Source organism: Streptomyces sp. NBC_01476, from assembly GCF_036227265.1.
Taxonomy (GTDB): domain Bacteria; phylum Actinomycetota; class Actinomycetes; order Streptomycetales; family Streptomycetaceae; genus Actinacidiphila.
The window spans coordinates 3,404,882-3,425,877 of the sequence record NZ_CP109446.1; the positions used below are offsets into that span (position 1 = coordinate 3,404,882).

General features: G+C 73.3%; 4 protein-coding genes. 2 read left to right on the forward strand and 2 right to left on the reverse strand.

Going from position 1 to position 20,996, the window contains the following annotated elements; genetic code table 11:
• Window positions 1-18: 18 nt before the first annotated feature.
• Together OG552_RS15135 and OG552_RS15140 are read right to left on the reverse strand one after the other, a co-directional pair.
• Complete coding sequence (locus OG552_RS15135; protein ID WP_329133157.1) at window positions 19-2,724, reverse strand: right-handed parallel beta-helix repeat-containing protein; 2,706 nt, start codon at window positions 2,722-2,724, stop codon at window positions 19-21.
• Entirely contained in the window at window positions 2,721-19,445 is a 16,725-nt protein-coding gene (locus tag OG552_RS15140; RefSeq protein ID WP_329133159.1) for a scabin-related ADP-ribosyltransferase, read from the reverse strand. Before OG552_RS15140 ends, OG552_RS15135 begins: the two co-directional genes overlap by 4 nt.
• A gap of 190 nt (window positions 19,446-19,635) precedes the next feature.
• Between OG552_RS15140 and OG552_RS15145 the strand changes: the two genes are divergently transcribed.
• Complete coding sequence (locus tag OG552_RS15145) at window positions 19,636-20,508, forward strand: hypothetical protein (protein WP_329133160.1); 873 nt, start codon at window positions 19,636-19,638, stop codon at window positions 20,506-20,508.
• Window positions 20,509-20,542: 34 nt separating this feature from the next.
• Window positions 20,543-20,851, forward strand: a complete 309-nt coding sequence (locus OG552_RS15150; RefSeq protein WP_329133163.1) for a hypothetical protein — start codon at window positions 20,543-20,545, stop codon at window positions 20,849-20,851.
• Window positions 20,852-20,996: the final 145 nt, after the last annotated feature.

Sequence of the window (20,996 nt, forward strand, 5' to 3'; positions counted from 1 at the left end):
GTCGTGACGGCGCGGCGGTCAGGGCCAGTCGGGCAGGTCCTGGGGCCGCAGGGTGATCAGGTCGGTCTCCTCGGGGTCGGCCATCTCGGCCACCCGGTACGCCTGATGCTCGGTCATGGTCTGGAAGGTCTGCCGGGCGGAGCGGCCGTTGCCGAACCGCTCACCACGCGGCAGCGCGTCGAAGTAGGCGGTCAGCGCCTCGCGGGCGGAGTCGGTCAGCAGGTACTGGTGCTGGCCCGCCTGGTGCTCCACGATGCTGACCAGTTCTGGGGTGACGTAGTCCTCGAAGACCAGGGTGCGGCTGAACCGGGAGGCGAGGCCGGGGTTGGAGTCCACGAAGTGCTCCATCTCGTCCGGGTACCCGGCCACGATCACCACGACCGAGTCGCGGTGGTCCTCCATCAGCTTCACCAGGGTGGCGATCGCCTCCTGGCCGAAGTCGTTGGAGCCGGCCGCCGGCGTCAGCGAGTACGCCTCGTCGATGAAGAGCACCCCGCCCATGGCCTCCTCGAAGATCCGCTGGGTCTTCGGGCCGGTGTGGCCGACGTACTCGCCGACCAGCGAAGAGCGGTCGGCCTCCACCAGGTGACCGCGCTCCAGCAGCCCGACGGCGGCCAGGATACGGCCGTAGAGCCGGGCCACCGTGGTCTTGCCGGTGCCGGGGTTGCCGGCGAAGACCAGGTGGCGGCTGAGCGGCGGCGCGGCGAGCCCGGCCTCCTCGCGGCGGCGGACCATCTGCATCAGTTTCACCAGCGAGGCCACATCGTGCTTGACCCGCTGGAGGCCGACCAGCCGGCCCAGTTCCGCGAGCAGGTCGTCCAGGCTCTCCTCGGTGACCGGCGCCCTCTCCTTCTCCGCCGTGGCGGCCGCGGGGCCGGGGGCGGCCGGCGCCGCTCCCGGCAGCCCCGGCACCGCGGCCTTGGCCACCGGACCCGCGCCGCCGGGGGCCGGCCACACCGCGGACTTGACGCGCTGTGCCCGGCAGTTGTCGACGGTGGGCGCCGCGCCCTCGTCCAGGCTGAGGTCCTCCTCGGTGTCGCGCACCAGCAGGTCCCGAAGCACCGGGGTGGCATCGGCGGCGACATGGACCGCGGGGAAGGCGGTACCGGACAGCACGCACTCCTCGTAGGTGCCCTTGCCGCCCTCACCGACGTAGAGGCCGTTCTTGCCGGTGTCGCCGATGGTGGTGCCCTGGATGCGGGGCTCCCCGCCGCGGGCGACAACGATGCCGGACCCCGCGGTGCCGGTGACCGAGCAGTTCCGCAGCCGGGGGGCCGCCTTCTCCGCGACCACGACGCCCGCGGTGCCGGCGCCCGCCACCTGGCAGTTCTCGAACTCCGGGGTGCCGTCGGCGCCGCAGGTCAGGCCGGCCCGCTCGACGTCGTAGACGCGGGCGTCGCGGATCCGTACCTCACCGAGGGACTGCGCGGTGACGCCGTTGCGCCCCCGGCGCACCGTCAGGCCGACGGCGGTGGCGGCCGCATAACCGTCCAGATGCAGCCCGGACATGCCGCAGTCGGCGGTCCGGCAGTCCTCCAGGGTCAGCCGGCCGCGCTCGGTGACCCCGATGCCGTGCTCCGGGGTGCTCTCCACCCGCAGGGCGGTGAGCCGGACGACGGCGTCACCGCCGATGTGCACGGCGCTGAAGGTGGAGTCGCGCAGCGATCCGCCGGTCACCGTCACGTCCGCGCGCTCGCCTGCCAGCACGCCGTTGCCGTTCGCGCCGACGACGGTGCTGCCGGAGACGATGACCCGGGCGGCGCCGCGGGCGACGACTCCGGAGGCCCGCGGCTGGATGATCCGGCAGTCGGTCAGCTCCAGCACGGCGTTGCCGTCCGCGGCGGCGCCGGCCGCCGCGCAGCCCCGGAACCGGCTGTCGGTGACGCGTACGTCGCAGGTGCCGGTGGCGAGGATCCCGGCCGCGCCGGCGCCGGACACCTCGGCGCCGGTGATCAGCACGCCGCCGCTCTCGCCGGTGCCCGCGCCCTCCGGGTCGCCGCCGGCCGCCGGCCGGGCCGAACTGCCCAGCACCCGCACCGCTTCGGCGGCCGAGTCACGCAGCCGGCAGTCGTCCAGCGTCACGGCGGCCTGCTCCTCGACCAGCACACCGTTGCGGCCGGCCGCGAGGATCTCGCAGCGGCTGATCTCGGCCCGCGCCTCGCCGCGGACCCGGATGCCGGAGCCCTCGACGGACCGCACGGTGGTGGTGAGCAGGTGCGCCGTGGTCGCGCCGGCCAGTACCGCACCGGTGCCCTCGATGTTCTCGATGACCGCGTCGATCAGCCACACCGTCCCGCTGGTGTCGGCGTGCACCCCGGCCAGCAGGGCGTCCTGGACGAGGCTGCGGTCCATCCGCAGCGAGGCGGCGCGGACCACCTCCACCCGGCCGCCGCTGACCGCGCAGTCCTGGAGTTCGGTGGTGCCCCCGGTGACCAGCAGCACCGGGCGGCTGCGGTCGGCGCCCAGCACGGTCAGGCCGCTGAGCACCGCCGACTCGGTCATCTCCAGGGCGGCAAGGCCCGGGGCGGTCGGGGAGATCCGTACGGTGCCGGGGCCCTCCTCGGCGACCAGGGTCAGCGGCCGGTCGATGAGCAGCCGCTCCTGGTAGTCGCCGGGCGCGATCCGGATCTCGTCGCCAACTGCCGCCGCCCGTACCGCGTCGGCGATGGTACGGAAGGCACCCCTGCGGACGCCTGGCTGAACACGGTGCATCACGGCGGTCACCCTGCCGTCCCCTTCGTAGCGGCCAGGGCTCCCCGTACGGAGACGAACCCGGCGTTGGTCAGGTAGGGGCCGACCGACCGGCCCCGCTCCAGACGCTGGGCGCCACGGATGTGGCGGCCGTCCACACCGCCCGGCAGGAGCACTTCCCTGCGCTCCGGGTGCGGGGCGGCGAGATCCAGCGTCTCGTTGACGTCCACACCTCCGGGTGCCGCGACGTCGTAGCGCCAACCGTACCCGGCCGCCATGCCGGGTACGGCCACGGTGGTGGCGGCCTCCGCGGGCACCTGGTCGCGCAGCCAGGTGATCAGGCGGGACGCGGTGACCCACATGCTGTCCTGCTCGCCGCCATCGCGCACATGGACCGCCGGATGGACCAGCCGGCCGCCGGCCGGCCGCAGACCCTCGGCGAACACACCGCCGGGGCCGTCGGGCCGGGCGGCGCCGAAGACGTACAGGTCCTCGTCGCCGGTACGCCACCGCAGGCCCTGGCTCCAGGTGACGGCGTCGAGCGCGGCGTCCACCGCGGCACCGGCTGCCTCCGCCATGGCCGGCGGCCGGGGCTGCGCCTCCGCGGACACGGCCGGGCCGAGGGAGTTCGGCGAGCGCAGGGTGAGCGGGGTCGCCGCCACCGGGACCGACTGTGCGGTGATCTCCCCCACGTACCACTGCCAGGTGCCCATGCCGCGGTCCGCGGCCGGGGGGTGGTAGACGCCGCGCAGGTCGAGGGAGGGGAACTCGACGGCGTAGGACGACGCCTGGGGGGTGTCGCCGTTGTGGCCCCACATGGTCCAGCGCGGGGTGTCGGCGAGGGGCAGCGGGTACCGCCCGGTGACATCGGCGAACGACGGGGCGGCGGCCCGCGGTTCGGGCTGGAGATCCATCCCGGTCTCGCCGCGGACCTGCACGGTGGTGGCGTTCAGGATCACGATGTCCCGGTCGGGGCCCACGAAGGCACTGGCGAGGCGGGTGCGGGCACCCGCCGGCCCGGCCCCGGGCAGCGAGCGGGCACGCTCAGGGGTGGTGGCGAAGAACAGGAACTCGGTGCCGTCGGTGTCAAAGGCGTTCGGCTGCCGGGCCCCGCCCAGGGGACGGAGTGTCACCCTCTCCGGCGGCGTCACCGCGTCGTCCACGGTGTACGGCCGGTGCACGGCGATGCCGCCGCTGGTGAAGCGCAGGACCAGGTCGGCGGCGCCCTCGTCGAGCACACCTTCCTCGATCAGGGTGTTGGACAGATGGACGGTGCCGCCCTCGGACGTGCGGAAGTGGTGGAAGCCGCGCTCGTTCGTCATCCGGGTGGGGCCTTCGTGGGTCCGCACGGTGGCGGGCAGCGCGATGGGGGTGAGGCCGACCTCGACCGGCCCGCGGATCTGGAGCATGCCGTCGCCGAGGAAGGCGATGTCGTGCTCCGTGCCGACGACGGCGACGGCTTCGTGGGCAGCGGAGAGATCCCGGTGCGGGCCGTTCATGGCGACGGCCAGGCGCACCGCGTCCTCGGGCGTGGTGGCGAAGGGGATGAAGGTGGTGCGCGCGGGATCGGCGCGCGGCAGGAACTCGACACCGCGGGCGATGAGCGTGGTCTCGCGGGGCTGCTCGGCCGGCCGGCGGAGGGCGAGCGGGCCGGTGCCGGTGCCAGTGCCGGTGCGGTCCGGCAGCGGGCTCGCCAGGAACTCCACCCGGGTCGGGGACAGTACGGACTCGTGGACACCGTCCTCCGCGGCGGTCAGCAGATCCTCCGGCCGGCCGATGTCCCCGGGCAGCAGCACGCGGTGCACGGCGAGGCCGCCGTTCAGACCACGGGTGATCTGCGCGGCGATGTCCGCCCGGACCGCGCCGCCGGCGACCAGGGCGTCGGCGATGAAGACGGTGCCGCCGTCAGGGCTCTTGAACCACTGGAAGCCGTTCCCGCTCTCCACCGGGAAGGACGTGCCGTCCACGGAGATCTGCCGGGCCGGCGCGGCCACGTGGCCGGTGGCGGCCGAGGAGCGGTCGATGCTGGGGGCGCCGAAGATGCCCGCGAGGCTGCGGCGCATGAGCAGCACGTAGTCGTGGGCGACAGCCGCGGCCGTCTTCGGCGCCGGCAGGTGCGGGCGCAGCCTGGCCGGGAGCTGGTCGTGGAGACGGTCCCGGTAGTGGTTGTAGGAGGCGGCGATGTCCGCGCGGACCGGAGCGGAACCGGGGGCGCCCGGCAGACCGCGCAGGCGCTTGTCATTGGTGACGGCGATGGAGGCGACGTCCATCAGATAGCAGTCGAGCACGTCGGTGACGTTGCCGTCGTCCCCGTGGACCTCGGCGTCGTCCTTGAGCAGGGACGCCATCTGGATCACGGTCCGCTCGTAGACCGGGTGGTAAGGCCCGTTGATGATGGCGGCCAGCACGTGGTCGTGCTGCATCGCCTCCGAGGTCGTCATGGTCCTGGACGGCACGCCGGGGACGGACAGGGACGCCCCCTCAAGGAGGCGGCCCTCCGCGACCACCTTGGGGTCGGAGGCCGGCAGCGGGTGGACGCCGAACTCGTGGGCGAGCATGCCGGCGACGTGGCCGAGGCTGTACGACTCGAAGTAGTAGGCCGCGAGACTGATCTGCGGGCCCGCGGGGTGGGCACGGATCTCGGCCGGGGAGTCGACGGTGCGCTGTTCGAGGACGATCCGGGCCGGACGGCCGTTCAGGTAGGCCGCGATGCCGGGGTGGCCGGCGAGCAGCGTGAGGAGCCGCAGGCCCTTCTCGACAAGACCCGCGTCCCGCTGGGACAGATTGGTGAACGAGATGCCGCCGACGGCCAGCACGGGCGGAGCCGCCGCCGCGCCGGCGGACGCCTGCGGCTGGGCCGGGGTTGATGAGAAGAGGTTGCGCAGACCCGTGAAGGGCGCACCGCCGTCCGCGCCGAGGCGGTTGCCCTCGTTGGCGACGAGGCCGGCGATCTCGTTGGCGACGGTGCGCTCGTCGCGGCGGGTGAGGTGGGCGGGCATCGCCCGGTAGTGACCATCCACGGTCGCCTGGTCCACCGTGCCGGGCCAGTTCAGGTCACGGAGCCGGAGGTTGACCTCGTTGCGGAGCGAGCCCATGTCGCGGGCGGGGGGAGCGGCTGTCCGGTCCGCGGACCCGCCGGCGCCGGCGTGGGGGGCGAAATCCAGGCCGTCGTCCGAGCCGAGACCGTCGAGGTCGCCGGCGCCACCGACAGGCGCGAAGTCCAGGCCGTCGTCCGAGCCGAAATCGTCCAGGTCGCCGGCGCCGCCCACGGGCGCGAAGTCGAAGTCCTCGTCCGAGCTGAAGTCGTCGAGACCGTCGAGACCGTCGAGAGCGACGCGTTCCTCGGCGTGCGGGAACCGCTCGGCGAAGACCTGGACCATCTCGGCGGGCACATCGGTCACCGTGCCCTTCGGCTCGACCAGTGAGTAGGCGCGGATGCGTTCGCCCTCGCCGGGCAGGCCGGCGACGAAGGCGACGGCGGCCTGCCACGCCGCCAGCCGCGCCGCCGGGTCGGCGATGCCTTCCAGCAGGACGTGCAGGGCCGGCAGGTTGACCACGCCCTCGCGGTTGCGGGGTTCGCGCAGCAGGTGGACGACGGCCGCGGTGGTGGCCTCCACGACGACGGCCTCCTGGTCGGGCCGGACGACGGGCGCCGCCGCCCACGACTGGCTCTCTCCGTGGCTGACGAACTCCGGATCCACGAGGAGGAGTTGCATGAGCGGGGTGATCTTCTCGTCGTCCGTCTCCCGGTCCGTGTAGCCGAGGTCCGTGCCCAGCTTCTTGTGGGCGGTGCCGGTGCGCAGGAGCGTCTCCTCCCTCGGGCCGACCGGATAAGCGTCCAGATCGATGTTTTTGCCGAACTGCTCCCGGTGCAGACCGTGCAGGGGCATGGTGACGTGCCCGGCCATGAGGGCGAGGTAGGCAGTCGTGCCCCGGCCGCCGGCCACGGCCCCCATGGTGGAGATGTCGACCCCCTCCCCGGTCCAGATCATCGCCAACCCGTCCCGGTGCTCGGCCACCTGCTGTGCGACCGGGACGAGACCGCGGTGGACGACGTCGTCCACGTCGAAGTAGAAGCCGCCCAGGACGTGCAGGAGCAGCAGGCGGGCGGCATCGCTGGCCGAGGCGAGCGCGAAGCCGGTGCCGCGGGCCCGCTCGGCCCTTACGAAGTGAGCCAGGGTGACCGCGTGCGGGGGCAGGGCTGCGACGAGGCGGTCGGAGAAGACCTCGTCGAAGTCGAGCAGCACGATGTCGTTGGCCACCGCCCAGTCGAGCAGCCTGCCCACCTCGGCGAGCCGGCCGCTCGGTGCGGTGCCCGCGTCCCTGGCCTGGTGGACGCGCTGGAAGTCCGCCCGGGGGATGTCCGTCCACAGCACGGAGGTGAACGCGGAGTTCGTCCGCCGGTTGGCCGCGACGATGTCAAGGAACGCGGTGCGGGTGGCGCCCTCGGCGGTCAGCGGGCGGCCGAACCAGATCTGGTGGGCGACATGCGGCACCTGCGCCGGCTGCTCACCGGTGGCGAGGCCGGTGCCGGTGCTGATGCTGGTGGCGGTGGCGGAACCGGTGGCGCGGCCGGTCCGGGTGTCGTCCACCAGGAGACGGGCCGGGTCGACGTCCGAGGCCGTGGGCAGGTCGCGGGCCGTGAGGTCGATCCGCCGGAGGAACGCGCCGAGCGCGGCGGCGGGAATCCGCCCCGGCTCCAGCGCCCGCGTCAGGAACCCGGGAGTCGGCGGCAGACTCCACGTACCGAGCACGTTCGGGCCGTGGATCTGCGCGAACGCCTCCTGGCCGTCCCACGTCCGCTCCCGGCTGCCGGCCGCCGCCGTGTCGGACAGCGACCTGAGCAGGCTCTGCGAGCGCCCGGTGAGCGGCGTCACGGTCACCTGCGAGGAGCCGGCGCCCGGGGCCGTGCTGGTGGACGCCCCCGGGGTGGACAGCTCCTGGGCCGCCGGCACGGCCGTCGGCGCCATGCCCTCCATCCGCAGCGGACGGTCCTTGTTGGCGATCCGGCCGGCGATCTCGTAGCCGACCGCCCGGTCGTCACGCCCGTTGACGTGCGGGCCCAGCGCCAGGTAGTGCACGGCGACGGTGGCGTCGTCCACGGTCAGGGACCGGCCCAGCTTGCCGAGCTGGATGTTGACCTCGTTGCGCAGTGCGCTGATGTCGCGGGTGCCGACGATGCTGCTGCCGCTGCCGCCCAGGGTGGTGGAGGGGCCGTCCTCCCGCAGGGGCGGCTCGGCGAAGGTGACGCGGGCCGGGGGCGGGCTGAGCAGCGAGGCGTCCCACGAGGCCGGGCGCCCCCGCCCGGTCAGCGGGGTCGGCGGGACCTGCAGGGAGTTCGGCGAGGGACGCACGGGCGAGAACACGGCGGAACTCGGGCGCGAGTACAGCGCGGAACCCGGCCGGGACCGTGGGGTGACCGGGCTGTGGACCTCGGGGAGCCCGAGCCCCGGGGTTTGGGCGAGCAGGGGTGAGCCCGCCGCGAGGTACTGCTGGGTCCGGGCGAGGGAGGGCGCCGGGCGGTCCACCGGCGGGTGCATCTCGACGTCGAACTGCACGCGCCGGCGCAGCGCGTCGGCCGGGTAGTCGGCCGTCGGGCGGGCGCCCTCCTCGGGAAAGGCGCGGCCCCGGTTGTGGCCGGCGACGACGAACCGGTCGGCGTCGAGCCGGGGACCGGTGACCGTCTTCTGCAGGAGCTCCAGGCTCTCCTCAAGCTCGCTGCGGAAGATCTCCATCACGGTGTTCAGACGGACCTCGGCCTGCTGCCGGGCCTGCTGCTCGCGCAGCGGGTTCTTGTACCGCGAGCCGTTGGCACCGGCCGAGATACGGACGGACGGCAGCGGCAGACCGTTGCGGTGGCTCCACAGACCGACGCGGGCCACCCGCTGGGCCAGGTAGTCGATCTTGCGGCGCTCGTCGACCGCGAGGCTCTCCTTCGCGCCGGGCTCGAAGGAGACCCACCGCGAGGGCACGGCGACGTTCTCGTGGCCGCCGACGACCACGGCGGTCAGCGGGTTGACCACGATGCCGGGTGCGTCCTGCTCGCGCAGGCCGGCCAGCAGGTCGTGGAAGGTCCGGTGGCCGCCCTTGCCGACGAACCGCATGTGCCACAGCTTGGTCGGCGTGATGAGGCCCTGACGGGCCGAGAGGTCCCGCAGCCTGCGCTCGGCGAGCGTCTCGGCGTTCGCTGCGGCCTTCTTCGCGGCGTCGAGCGCGGCGGCGTCGAGCGCGGCGGTGCCGGCTTCCGTACCGGCCACGCTTACGGTGCCGGCCGCGCCTCCGGTGCCGGTCGTGGCCTGGGCGGCGGTCTCAAGCGTGGTGACCGCGCCGCGTGCGGCGCGCAGGTCGATGAGCGCCTGGGTGGCGGCGACGGCGGCGTTGGCGGTCGCCGCCGCGGTCGTCGCGGCGGCAGCGGCGGCGTTCGCCGTCGCCACCTCGTTCCCGGTCGCCGCGAGCGCGGCGGCCTTCGCCGTGTCCGCCGCGGCGGACTTGGCCGCGGCGTCGGCCTGACAACGGGTCAGCAGGTCAGGCAGCCGGTCGCCGAAGCGCTCCAGGTTCTGCCGCACCGCCTCCTTCAGCATGCGGCCGGTGACGCCCTGCCGGGAGTAGTTCTCCAGCGTCACCTGCGAGGTGCCGTCCTCGCTCTGCAGCACGACGGTGGCGTAGTGGTAGCCGTACGGGTTCTCCACCGGGTGGAAGGCGTCGGCGTGGTTGGCCAGGGTGAACCGGCCCTCCGCGTCGAGGGTGCCGATCGACTGGGTCAGGTACGCCTCGCCGACGTTCGCCCACGCGTGCTCGTTGATGCCCACGTTCCCGGCGGTGCTGTGCAGCACCTGCCGCTGCGGGGCGAACTGCGGCGCGTTGCCCACGTACTGGCCGTAGGTGACGCCGGGCATCGGCGTCACCGGCACCGGTCCGGAAGCGCGCTTGGCGATCTTGGTGACGGCCCAGCTCACGTCCGGGACGTACGCCGACAGGCGCTTGCCGTCGGCGACCTGGGTGACGGCGTCGGCGAGCCGGTGCAGTTCGCTGACCTTCAGCCCGTCGGTGGCCCGCATGGGCCCGAGGTCGGTGGTGCCGTCCGGCCCCCGGAACACCAGGTGGTCGGGCATGCCGCCGATCAGGTCCCGGGCGATGTCGCGGCAGATGTCGGTCACGGACTCGGCGAACTCCGGGCGGACCGGGTGCAGGACACGCTCCCGGCCGCCGTGGGTGAACCGCACCCGCACGGCGGTGTCCAGAACGAGCGTCACGCCGCTGCCGGCCGCGCGCAGCGCCTCCGCGGCCTTGGCCACGGCCTCGGCGGTGGCGAACGCCTCCTGGACCTCCCCGGCGCCGCTGAGTGCAAGCGTGCCGTCCGCGGAGACCCGCAGCTGCGGGTCTGTGTCGTGCACCACGCGCTGGACCAGCGTGACCAGTTCGTCCGCACCGGAGACCGGTACGCCGGCCGCCTGCGCCACCTTCGGGTCGTCCGACAGCAGCATGGGCGTCGCACGGCGGAAGATGCCCGCCGCGGTGGCCTGCTCGACCTGCCCCTTCCGCACCTCCACGACGTATTTCCGGACGATCGACGAGTCCTGGGCGGCGACGGCGACGGGGGCGACAGCGACGGGGGCGGCAGCGACGGGGGGTGCGGCGACGGCGGCGGCCGTCGTGGTGCCGGTGCCGAGGGTCAGGGGAGCCGGCCGGCGCTTGACGCGGGGGGCGGTCACGGTGACCTCGGGGGCCGGCGGCGTCCCGGGGGCGGTGGCGAGGGCGGCCGGGGCCGCGTCCTGCCCGAGCAGATCGGCCCGCGGCTCGCCCTTCTCGTCCAGCAGGGACGCCGCGAAGACCAGATCCTCATCCCCGAAGGGCTCTTCGGCGGAGGCCGTGCCGGCGAGGCCGGTGGGGGCCGGGACGGTGCCGGCCGCGGCGACCGCCTCCGTCTCCTCGGGGATGTCCGCGAGGTGCGGCGGCGCGGAGACCGGGTGGGCTGTCACGGGTGAGGCCGTCACCAGCGAGGCGGTATCGGTGTCCGGGCCCGTCACGGAGACCACCGGCACGGTCTCCTCGTGCGGCGCGTGCACCGCGACGGTGGGCGCCGATGCCGCCGTACGGGAGGTGAAGGTGCGGTAGACGCCGGGGTCGGTCTCCTCGGCGAAGACGGTGAGCAGGGTGGAACCGTGCACGTTCGAGTGGTTCAGGGCCACCGTGCCATTGGGCGCGTGGACGGTGATGCCCAGCCGGTCGGCCAGCTCCTGGCCCATGCTCTCGTCCGTCTGTCCTGACCGGCAGACGACCAGGACGAGTTCCAGGTCCTGATGCTGTGCGCGCAGCGCGGTGAAGACGGGGTCGGCCCGCAGGATCGCGGCCATTCCCTGGGCGTCGACGATCTTCTTCTCCTGCGAGTCGAGGAAGATCTTCGCCTTGTCGGACTGTCCGTGGCTGGTGAGGTAGTAGACGGGACGCCCGGCCCACGGGGCGTCCTTCCGCACCGACATCAGCGCGCCCGGCTCACGTGACGCGTAGGAGCCGGCAGTGCCGGTGCTGCCGGCGGTGCCGGCGAAGAGCGCCCGCCAGTTCCCCTGCCGCTGCGCCCAGTCCGCGTCGTCGTGCAGGCTGAGCACGGCGGAGCCGGCGCCGTCGCCGACGCGGTGGGCGTTCAGCCGGGCGATCTCGCGTCCGCCGATCCTGTCCACCTTCACGGTTCCGGGGGCGTTCGGGTCCCCGGGCACGCCCAGGGTGCCCTGGTTGCGGGCACCGCCGAGCCGCAGCCCTGACTTGTCCGTGAAGAACCGCCGGATGCCACGGCCGGCGTCCTTGACCCCGCCGAGGCCGAACTCGGCCAGCTCCTGGTTCGTCCCGTCCGGTCCGGTGAACGTCTGGCCCCCCTGCCGCCCGGCCTGCAGACCGGCCGCACCGTCGGAGAGATACGTGCCGTAAGCGGTGTGCATCCGCGTCAGCGTCGCCGAGATCCCCTCCGCGGCGGAAGTGCCCTCGACGGCCCCCGGCGGCGCGGTGAAGCTCTGCGCGGCCGGGGCCTGCACCTGCGCGGTACTTACGGGCACCGTGCCGTTGAAGGCGGCGTCCGGGAAGAGCCGGACCGCCGTGCCATGAGCGGAGACCGGCAGGTTCGTGACCCGCTGCCGGGCGATCAGACGCACCTGGCCGGTGTTCTCGCCGAGCGACGCGTGGAAGAGTTCCAGCGCCTGCCGCCAGAACGGCTCGCGGTAGGCGGACGGCAGGTCCTCCGCCGCCTTGGCGATCGTCTTCAACGCCAGGATCCCCGGCCGGTTGCGCAGTTCGGCGTGGAGGTTGACGACGGTGCGCCGCAGCGTGGCGGCCAGCCGGTCCTGCGGCAGGTCGCTCGGCGTGAAGGCCACGTTCCAACTGCCCCGGGACTCCACGGTGATGGCCTCGGGCGGGACCGCGCCCAGCAGGAACCGGTCGGCGACCGGGGGACCGCCGTTCGCGGGCCGGGCGGTGTGGCCGAGCCGTTCGGCGAGGGTGTCGAAGGTGCGCGCGTTCGGGCCGGTGCGGTGCACGATCTCGATGGCCGGCTCGTTGAACTGCTCCCACCGGGTCGCGTCCGCGCCGATGGTGTCGTCGTCGACCGTGCGCAGACCGAGCATGACGCGCCGCAGCAGGGGAGCGAGCGGCAGGGCGACGTTCTCGCGCAGGATCTCCCGCAGTCCGGTGACGGCCCTGTTGCCGGCCACCGAGACGATGGCCGCGTTGTTCATGCGCCTGCTGTCGCGGACCGGGGGCCGGCCGAGCAGACCGCGGAGCCCCTGGGGGAGGTCCTCCTGGGGCCGTGGCAGGTCGGCCCGCAGCAGGGCGAAGCCGTCATCCCGGGCCGCCACCGTGCGTACCAGGTCCGTGAGCCGGTGGATGCGGTTGTCGCCGTCGGTGTAGATGCCGCCGAAGCGCGCCAGGATCTCCACCCGGGCGATGTCACTCGCCACGGCGAAGGACTTGCCGCCGCGGGCCCGCTCGCCGAGCACCTCAGAGCCCATGAGCATCGGTGTGTCCCGCGAGAACACCTCGTCGATGTTGACGATCCGGATGTTCGGGTGGGCATCGGCCCACTCCAGCATGGAGAGGATCTGCTGCTGGTGCTCGGTGAGGCCGGACTGCCCGGCGGCTGCCCGGGCGTCCTGGATGTCCGCCCGGCTCACGTCGGTCCACAGGACGAAGTCGAAGTCCGGGTTCGCCTGCGCACCCGCGGTGATGTTCGCCCGGAAGTCCGTCCGTGAGCCGGTGACCCCGTCGTCGTGGAGCGGACCGCCGAACCAGATGCTGTGCACCTGGTGCGGGATCTTCTGCTTCTTGAGGCCGGGACCGGACGAACGGCTGCTGTAGGCGCCGGCGGTGACGGTACGGGGCTCCACCGGCAGATTCCGCGGGTCCATGGCCGCCGCGGTGGGGACATCCGTCCTGCGCAGGTCCAGCCGCCGGAAGAAGGCGGCGCGCTGGGTCGAACGCAGGGCGCCGAAGTCGTAGGGCCTGCCGGAGGGGCGCAGGAAGACCGGCGTCTCGGGCAGCCGCCGGTCGCCGAAGGGGTCCTGGCCGAGGCGGTCCCGCAGGTCCGTGCGGAGGTCGGCCCGTACGGCCCGGGCTGCTTCGGCCACGATGTCCGCCGGGCGCCGGTCCTGCTCCGCGACGACCGGGAAGACCTGCAGTTCGGTCGGGAAAAGACGCTCCGGGTCCAGCAGACCGGCCTTGTCCGTATCCGCGGTGCCGGCCCGCGGCAGACCGGAGAGCCAGGCATGGATGGCGTCCGTCGCACTGCCGGTCTTCCCGGGGGCGGCGAGCTTGCCCGGCTTCACAAGGGTGTCCACGGTGTCCACGGCGCCGTCCACGAGGGTGATGTCGTCGGCGCCGTCCACGAGGGTGACGTCGTCCGCGGGATCCGCGACGGTGAGGTCGTCGTCCGTACCGGCCACCGTGACGTCGTCGTCCAGCCCGGCCACGGACAGGGCGCCACTCGTCCCGGCCACGGAGAGCGCGCCGTCCGTCCCGGTCAACGCCCGCACCGTGTCCAGGGCGTCCAGGGCGTGCGGGATCGGGGCGGGGTCGTTCAGGGCGAGGGCGAGGCCGGTGAGGGTCCCCTGGGTGGGGGGCTCCAGGCGCAGGGCGCCCGTCGCGTCGGGCAGGACGCGGATCGCCGCGTCCCGGCCGGGGGCGGTGAAGCGGACGGCGACGGTCGCGTGCGCGTCGCCCGCCAGGCGGGCGACCAGGTCGCCGAACGCGGTCGAGACCGTATCGCCCACATGGGTCCGCACCTGCTGCTGGACGGACTTCGGCTGGTAGCGCAGGTCGGGCAGTTCGACGGCCACATGCACCTGGGTGAGGGCCGCGCCGTCCGGGCCCGTCGTCCGGACCACCTGGAACGGGCGGTCGGTGACCGGGGCGACGGCCGACGTGTCGAAGGCGTGCCGGCCGACCGGCACGAGCTGCCGGTCGAAGGCGGTCACCACGTCGACGGTCGCACCGGTGTCCGCGACGCCCGTGCCGGTGTCCGTCTCCGGGACCGCGGCGACGCTCTTCCCCTCCAGGTCGGGGCCCCTGAACAGCCCGACGTGCAGGCCGATGCGGCGCGCGTAGTGGTCGGCGCCCGCGTCCTTCCACCATGTGTGCGTGCCCGCGGCCGTGTCCCGGCCGGCCAGGTCGACCGTCAGGTGCGGGTTCTGCCCGGGCGCCACCTGCTGGAGGGCGATGTGGACGCGACCGCCGTAGGAGGCGGGGCCCTGGCCGCCGGACCACCGGGCGACGCCTTCCTGGGCCTGTGTCATGACCTGTTCGGCGTCGCCCGCGGCGGTGTCCCCGGTGAAGGCGATACGGACCCGCAGCTCGGTCGTCTCCCAGCCGTCCTCGTACGCGACCCGGCGCGCGTCGAACGCGGGACCGGCCTGGAAGGGCGGCTTGTCCACGCTGTACTTGCGCAGCGCCTCCACCAGGCGGGCACCGATCCGCTCGGCCCGCTCCCGGCGCAGTTGTTCCTGCGCCGCGTCCTGCGGGCCGCCGTGCACGCCGTCCTCGCCCACGTGCCCGGCGTGCGGGGCCTGGGCGGCGGAGTGCTCGGCCACCGTGGGCGCGGGCTGCGGCGCCGGGCGGGCGGGACGGGCCCGCTCGGGCAGCTGGACCTGGTCCTGCAGGTGGACCTGCGGCGCCTCGGCGGAGGCAGGTTCGGGGGCGTGTCCCTCGACGTGCCCGGGCTCCGGCGGCCGGCCGGCCGTTCCCGCCTCGCCGGCGCGACGCGGCCCGGCGGCCGGGGCGGGGGTCTCCGCGGTGGTGCCGTGCGTGCCGTGCGCCGCGCGCTCCGGAGCCGGGGCCGCGGGGGCGGGGGCGGGGGCATCCGCCGCGCGGGCGGGGCGGGGCAGGGGTACGGCGTCGCGGGCGGTCAGGGTTTCCTGGAAGACGTCGCCGTGCCGGGACTCGTGCCGCAGCCAGGCCTTGATGTCGTGCTCGACCGCGGACCACAGCTTGTCGTAGCGCTCGACGGTCTGGGTGCGGAAGTCCTTGCCGAACGTGTCGAGGGTCTCCGGCCGGACGGCGTTGCGGAAGCTCTCCACGCTGTCGGTGTGGCCCACGATGCCGTGGAAGTCCCGGGCGGAGTTGGTGAGCACCTCCTCCAGGGCCGCCTCGTGCTCGAACCGGGCCGGGAGGGTGGCCCGCAGGTCGCCGAACGACTCGCTCCACGAGCGGGACGACAGGCCGGCGCCGGCTGCGGCGTCGCCACCGGCGACCCGGAAGTCCTCGCGTCCGAGATGGCCGAACCAGTGCCCCTCCGCGGCCTTCTCGACCGCCTCGTCCCACTCCTTGAGGAGCCGTTCGCGCTGATGCCCGCTCAGGTCGGTCAGGACGTGGCTCTTGTCGAAGCCGGCCAGTGCCTCGTCGAAGGCACGGCGTCCCTCGGCCATCCGGACGCTGCGGAACTCCGCGTAGTCCAGCCGCGCGGCCAGCGCCTTCTCGCCGGTGGCGGCGCGGACGTGGCTCTCCCAGTTCTGCCCGGCGAGCCGGCCCGCGCCTTCGGCGCCGGCCGGGGTGTCGTGCGCCTTGGCGTGCGCGGCACGGATGTCGTTGTGCAGAGAGGTGCGTGCCCAGTCCTCCGCCTCCTCGCTGAGGAAGCGGTCGGAGAACGAGCCGCTGACGTCGTCGTCGGCCTTGGCGAGTTCTCGCTCCAGGGCGGCGTCGGCGTGCCGCACCCAGCGTTCGCGGTCGCTCAGCTGCTCGATGCGGTGGCCGAGTCCGGCCCGCAGATCGTCCACGGCGCGGCGCGCCGCGGTGGCCGCCCCGCCGCCCGCGGCCTCGGCGGGGTGGACGGCCCGCAGGCCGCCGCCGAGCGCGCGGTCCACCACGCTGTCCACGACGTGCCGCATCTCGGTGCGGAACGCCGTGTCGACGGCGTCCGCGTACGCCCTGCCCGCGCCCTCGCGGATGTCGTGCAGCGAGGCGGCGATGCCGTCGGCGTCCTCGCCGGCGAGCGCCTTGCCGTCCGTCTCCCCCGTGCCGTCCGGCAGGTGGGCGGCCCGGTCCTCGTCCGCCGGCAGGTACCGGCCGCCGAACAGGTCGCGCTCACGGAAGTCCGCGACCGCGCTCTCGACGTCCCGCGCCACGTGGTCCAGGGCGCGTTCGCGCTCCGAGATCCAGTGGAAGTGCAGTGCCGCCCGCTCGCGCAGCTCGCCGCGCACCGCCGCCCACTGGTCGGACGGGACGATCCCGCGGGGTGAGTGGTCGGCCAGGGCCTGGTAGGCGTCGTGCAGCTGCTGCCGGTAGGACTCCTCGGCGTGCTCCCGCGGGGACTTGTCGGGCGGGGCGAATCCCTCGCCGTGCCGGTCGTCGCGCAGGTAGTGGCCGCCGAAGAGGTCCTCCCGCACGAAGCGCGCCGCGGCCTCGTCGGTGTGGGCCGCGAGATCACCCGTCAGGTGCTCGAACCGGGCCTCGGTGTCGAGCTTCGTCCGCAGCCCGCTGTCGCGCTCGTCGCGGAAGGTGCGCCACTCCGCGCTCCTGGCCTCCTGACCGGGGAGCTGCGCGGAGAGCTTGTCCAGCGCGCCGGAACGGGCCTCGCCACCGGTCACGTGCGGGGCCGGGGCGGCGAGCCGGTCGAGGCGGGCGCGGATCGCGTCGACGTCCATGTGGAGGGCGGCGAGGTCCTGGCGGGCCGCGTCGACGCCGATCGCGGCGGTCTGTGCGTCCACCCTGGCGGCCGCCTGCTCGATGTTCTCCGAGGGCTTGTCCAGGCCGCCGCCGAGGTCGTTGAGGAGCGCTTCGGTGCGGGTGGCCTCACCGGTGGCGGCCTCGTACTTGTTCCAGGCGCTGAGCCGCTGCGCGCCGATCCGCCCGCCGACACCCCCGGTGACGGCCTCGAACCTGCTCCTGGGCGGTCGTACGTCGCCGGCGGCGCCGGGGTGCGGCTGCGGCGTGGGGCGGAGCGGCACATGACCGGGCGCCACGGCGAAGGCGACCGGGTCCTCGCGCAGCGCCTTCACCGCGCCGGCGGTGTCCCCGGTGCCGGCCCGGGTGCCGGCCTGGTCGAGCTGGTCGCCGGCCGAGACCGCCGCGTGGTCGCCCTGGACGGTGACGCCGTGGACACCGGTGGATTCGGCCAGCTGGCCGCCGCCCGCCGACTCGTCCAGCGCGTGCGGCCGTACGGGCGCGGGCGTGGCGGCGCCCGTGGCGGTGTTCGTGACGTTGCCCGTGGTGACCGCCGTGGCCGGCGGCGTGGCGGTGCCCGTGGTGGCCGCCGCGGCCGGCGGCGGGGTGAGGCTGGTGGTGGCCGCGGCCGGCGGCGGGGTGAGGCTGGTGGTAGCCGCGGCCGGCGGCGGTGTCGCGGAGGTGGCGGTGTGGTCGAGGGCGACGGCCGGCGGCGGCGTCGGCGCGGCTTCCCCGACCGCGGCCCTGGCCTGGGCGGATTCGACCGCGCTGTGCACCTCGGGCGCCACCACCACCTGGTGGCCCGCGTCGTTGGTGAAGGACATCGTGCGGTAGTTCATGTGCAGCGTGGTCGGCATGCCCGCCTGGGCGCCCACGTGGAGGCTGACGCCGTCGGGGGTCATCCGGCCGATGCTGACGTCGCCGTCCACGATGCTCTTGAGCTCGGGCAGGCCGAGGGCGTGGAAGTCGGCGACGTGGCCCTCCGCGCTGCGGATGCCGGACATGCTGTCGCTGATCGCGGTGTGCAGTCCGGTGGCGCTGCCGGCCACGTCCATCCGGCCGGTGTGCAGGCTGGAGACGCCCAGGTGCGGGGTGGCCACCCCGGTGCTCGCCGTGCCGACGTGGGTCGAGCCCAGGTGCGTGGCGCCCATGTCCATCGCGCCGAAGTGGGTGGCGGTGGGTTCCAGCAGACCGCTGGCCGTACGGTCGAAGCCGGTCGCGTGGTCCAGCGCGGTCAGGTGGTCGACCGCGCTCGCCCCTGAGCCGAGGTTGCCCACCGCGTGGCCGAGCGAGGCCGGCGTGATGCCGCCGCCGAGGTGGACCGCCCCGACGCCGCCGAGGCCGCCGAAGTTCGGCATGCTGTTCAGCCCGTGCAGCGCCGCGATGCCGCCGAATCCGGTGCTGCTGCCGCCGGCCTGGTGGAGGCTGAAGTGCTCGGCGGTGAGCGCCCCGACATGTGCGCCGCCGCCGACCACCGGCTGGGCGAGGTGTGCCCAGGGGGTGGAGAGCCGGGTGCCCAGGCCCATCTTGATCGCCGCCCGGGCGCCGATGCCCAGTTCGAAGAAGTCCAGCGGCAGGGTCGCGCTGACCAGGAAGCGGCTGCCGAAGCTGATCGCGTAGACGCCGATCTTGCCGAGCGTGCCCTTGACGCCGATGGTGGCGAGGGAGAAGTCGTTGCGGATGACGCCGCCGACGGACTTCAGCCCGCTGATCACCAGGCGGCCCGCGTTGAGGGTGATCTTGCCGATGGCGACCAGGCCGCGGCCGACGAGACCGGGCAGGGCGGTCACCCCGCGGAAGATGTTCCCGAGGCTGCCGGGGTTGGTGAGGATGTGACTGAGGCCGCGGGCCGCGTCGTTGATGCCGCCCACGGCCATCTTCGGCAGGTTCTTGAGGGTGTTGAACAGGCCCTTGGAGAGCTGGCCGACGTTGAGGCCCTTGGTGGAGGGGAAGAGCACACCGATGACGGCCAGCACCAGGTCCAGCACGCTCGCCTTGCCCTCGGCGAACTCCACGGCCGTCTTGATCAGCAGCGCCACGTTGACGGCCAGCGCGATCAGCCCGACCCAGCCGCCGAAGATCGCGCCGAGGACCGCCAGGATGATGGCGAGGATGCCGAGCGCCTGGAGGAACAACTGCCAGCCGCTGATGGGCTGCTGGATCATGTGGGAGGCGTCGGAGAGCTTGTTCCAGTAGACGGAGGCGGCGTTGTCGTACGCCTCCTGGGCGTCGTGCGCCTGGCTCTTGAGCGTCTCCAGCTGCGGGTCGTCCTTCGACAGGCCCTGGGCGGCGGCGAGCGCCTGGTCGGCCTTGGCCTGGGCGTCCCGGACCGCGTTGAGGTAGTCCAGTGTGGCGGGCGCGGAGACGCCGAAGGAGTCACCGACGGAGTCGATGAACCTCTTCAGGTGGCCGTCGATCTTCTTCCGCACGGCTTCGGCGGTCTTGCCGATGAAGCTGTCCGTCGACTCGTTCAGCACCCGGTTGAGGCCGGAGGTCACTTCGCGGGCGAGCGACCCGAGTTCCTCCATCTGACCGTGGATGCCCTGGAGGACGTCCGGGTCGCCGGGGGTCGGGTCGCGGTGCAGCCCCAGCGGGCTCCAGTCGCCGGGGCGTGCCATGTGTTTCCTCCGCAGTTGGCCCAGCTCTCATGATGTTCACGTTGCCAGGCCAAGAATGGTTCACTGGAACATCAAAGATTATTGTCACTCGCAGGATTCACGCGGTGGAAACGTAAAGTGTTGAACGGTTGGCGGCCACCGTACGTGTTCTGGGAAGTGGACCGCAGTGCAGTGAGTGGAGGATCACGGCGTGGCCGACATCGTCATCGACTACGAGCTCCTGAATCAACTGGGCAGGGAGACCGACACCCTCAAGCACAAGATCTCCGACGCCCGGACGGGCGACCACAACTTCAGCCGTGACGAGGTGGGCGCGGACGCCTCCTTCGCGATCGAGATGTACTACTCGGCGTGGAGCGGGGCCTTCAAGCACGCGTGGGATCTGCTGGAGTCGCTGAGCGGCACCTACACCAGCGTCGCCCAGCAGTGGTTCGACCAGGACGCGGGGTACGCCGCGACCGGCAACGAGCAGGCGGCGGGCTTCACCCACAGCATGTGGGAGATGAAGAAGTCCGCGTACGAGAACTGGGAGAAGCTCTCCCACACGTACGTCACCGTCCACGGCTTCGACGACAACGGGAACCCGTACGAGAAGCAGGTGCCGCTGGCCGATCCCGACAAGCCGCCGGAGGCGCCGGGCACCGAGCCGACCGGGTACAGCTACACCGCGGCGGACGGCAGCCGGCACGACACCACGTCGGTGTACGACGCGAGCGGCAATCTCACCTCGAACGACACCGTCGTCACCGACGGCAGCGGCGGGATGCAGTACCACGAGCACACCACGTTCGGGGACAACGGCAGTTACGCGTCCACGGTCGAGCATCCCGACGGTTCCAAGACCGTCGAGACCGTCACCGGCAACCCCGACGGCACGGGTACGAAGACGGACGTCTCCACCGGCGCCGACGGCAAGACCACCACCACGACGTACACCGGCACCGGCGTCAACGGGCCCAACCCGACGTGGACCGACACCACCCCGCACCACGACAACCCCGATCACGGGGGCGGCGGCGGGGGCGGCGGAGGCGGCGGTGGCGGAAGCCACCGCGACTACTAGTGAGCAACATCACCAGGAAATCTGAGGAATACCCATGCCCAGCAACAACGTGCAGCTCGAGTACTCGCAGATCGACACCGTCTCCTCGCAGCTCAACAACGCGGTGAACAACATCAACCCGCAGCTGCTGACGCTGAAGAACTCGGTCGACAACCTGCTGAACGACGGCCTGTTCCTGCAGCAGACCAGCCCGGCCATGCAGCACGCGTACGAGCAGTTCACCACTCAGCTGCAGCAGATCGTCACCAAGATCGGTGACTTCGCCAAGCAGTTCACCGACATCAAGACCCAGATCAACGACATGGACACCACCATGGCGAACCAGATCAACCAGAGCAGCTGAGCCCCTACCGGGGTGACGGCCGAGGGTGCCTGCCGGGATTCCGGCAGGCACCCTCGGCCGTTCGTACGCAGTCCGCGTCTGTCGGCGTCTGTCGGCGCCGGTCGGCGCCGGTTCGGCGTCAGTTCGGCGTCAGTTCGCGCCGGTT

Coding starts and splice junctions, on each gene's coding strand:
- OG552_RS15140 (WP_329133159.1), bottom strand. CDS start 19,445: ATGGCACGCCCCGGCGACTGGAGCCCGCTGGGGCTGCACCGCGACCCG.
- OG552_RS15150 (WP_329133163.1), top strand. CDS start 20,543: ATGCCCAGCAACAACGTGCAGCTCGAGTACTCGCAGATCGACACCGTC.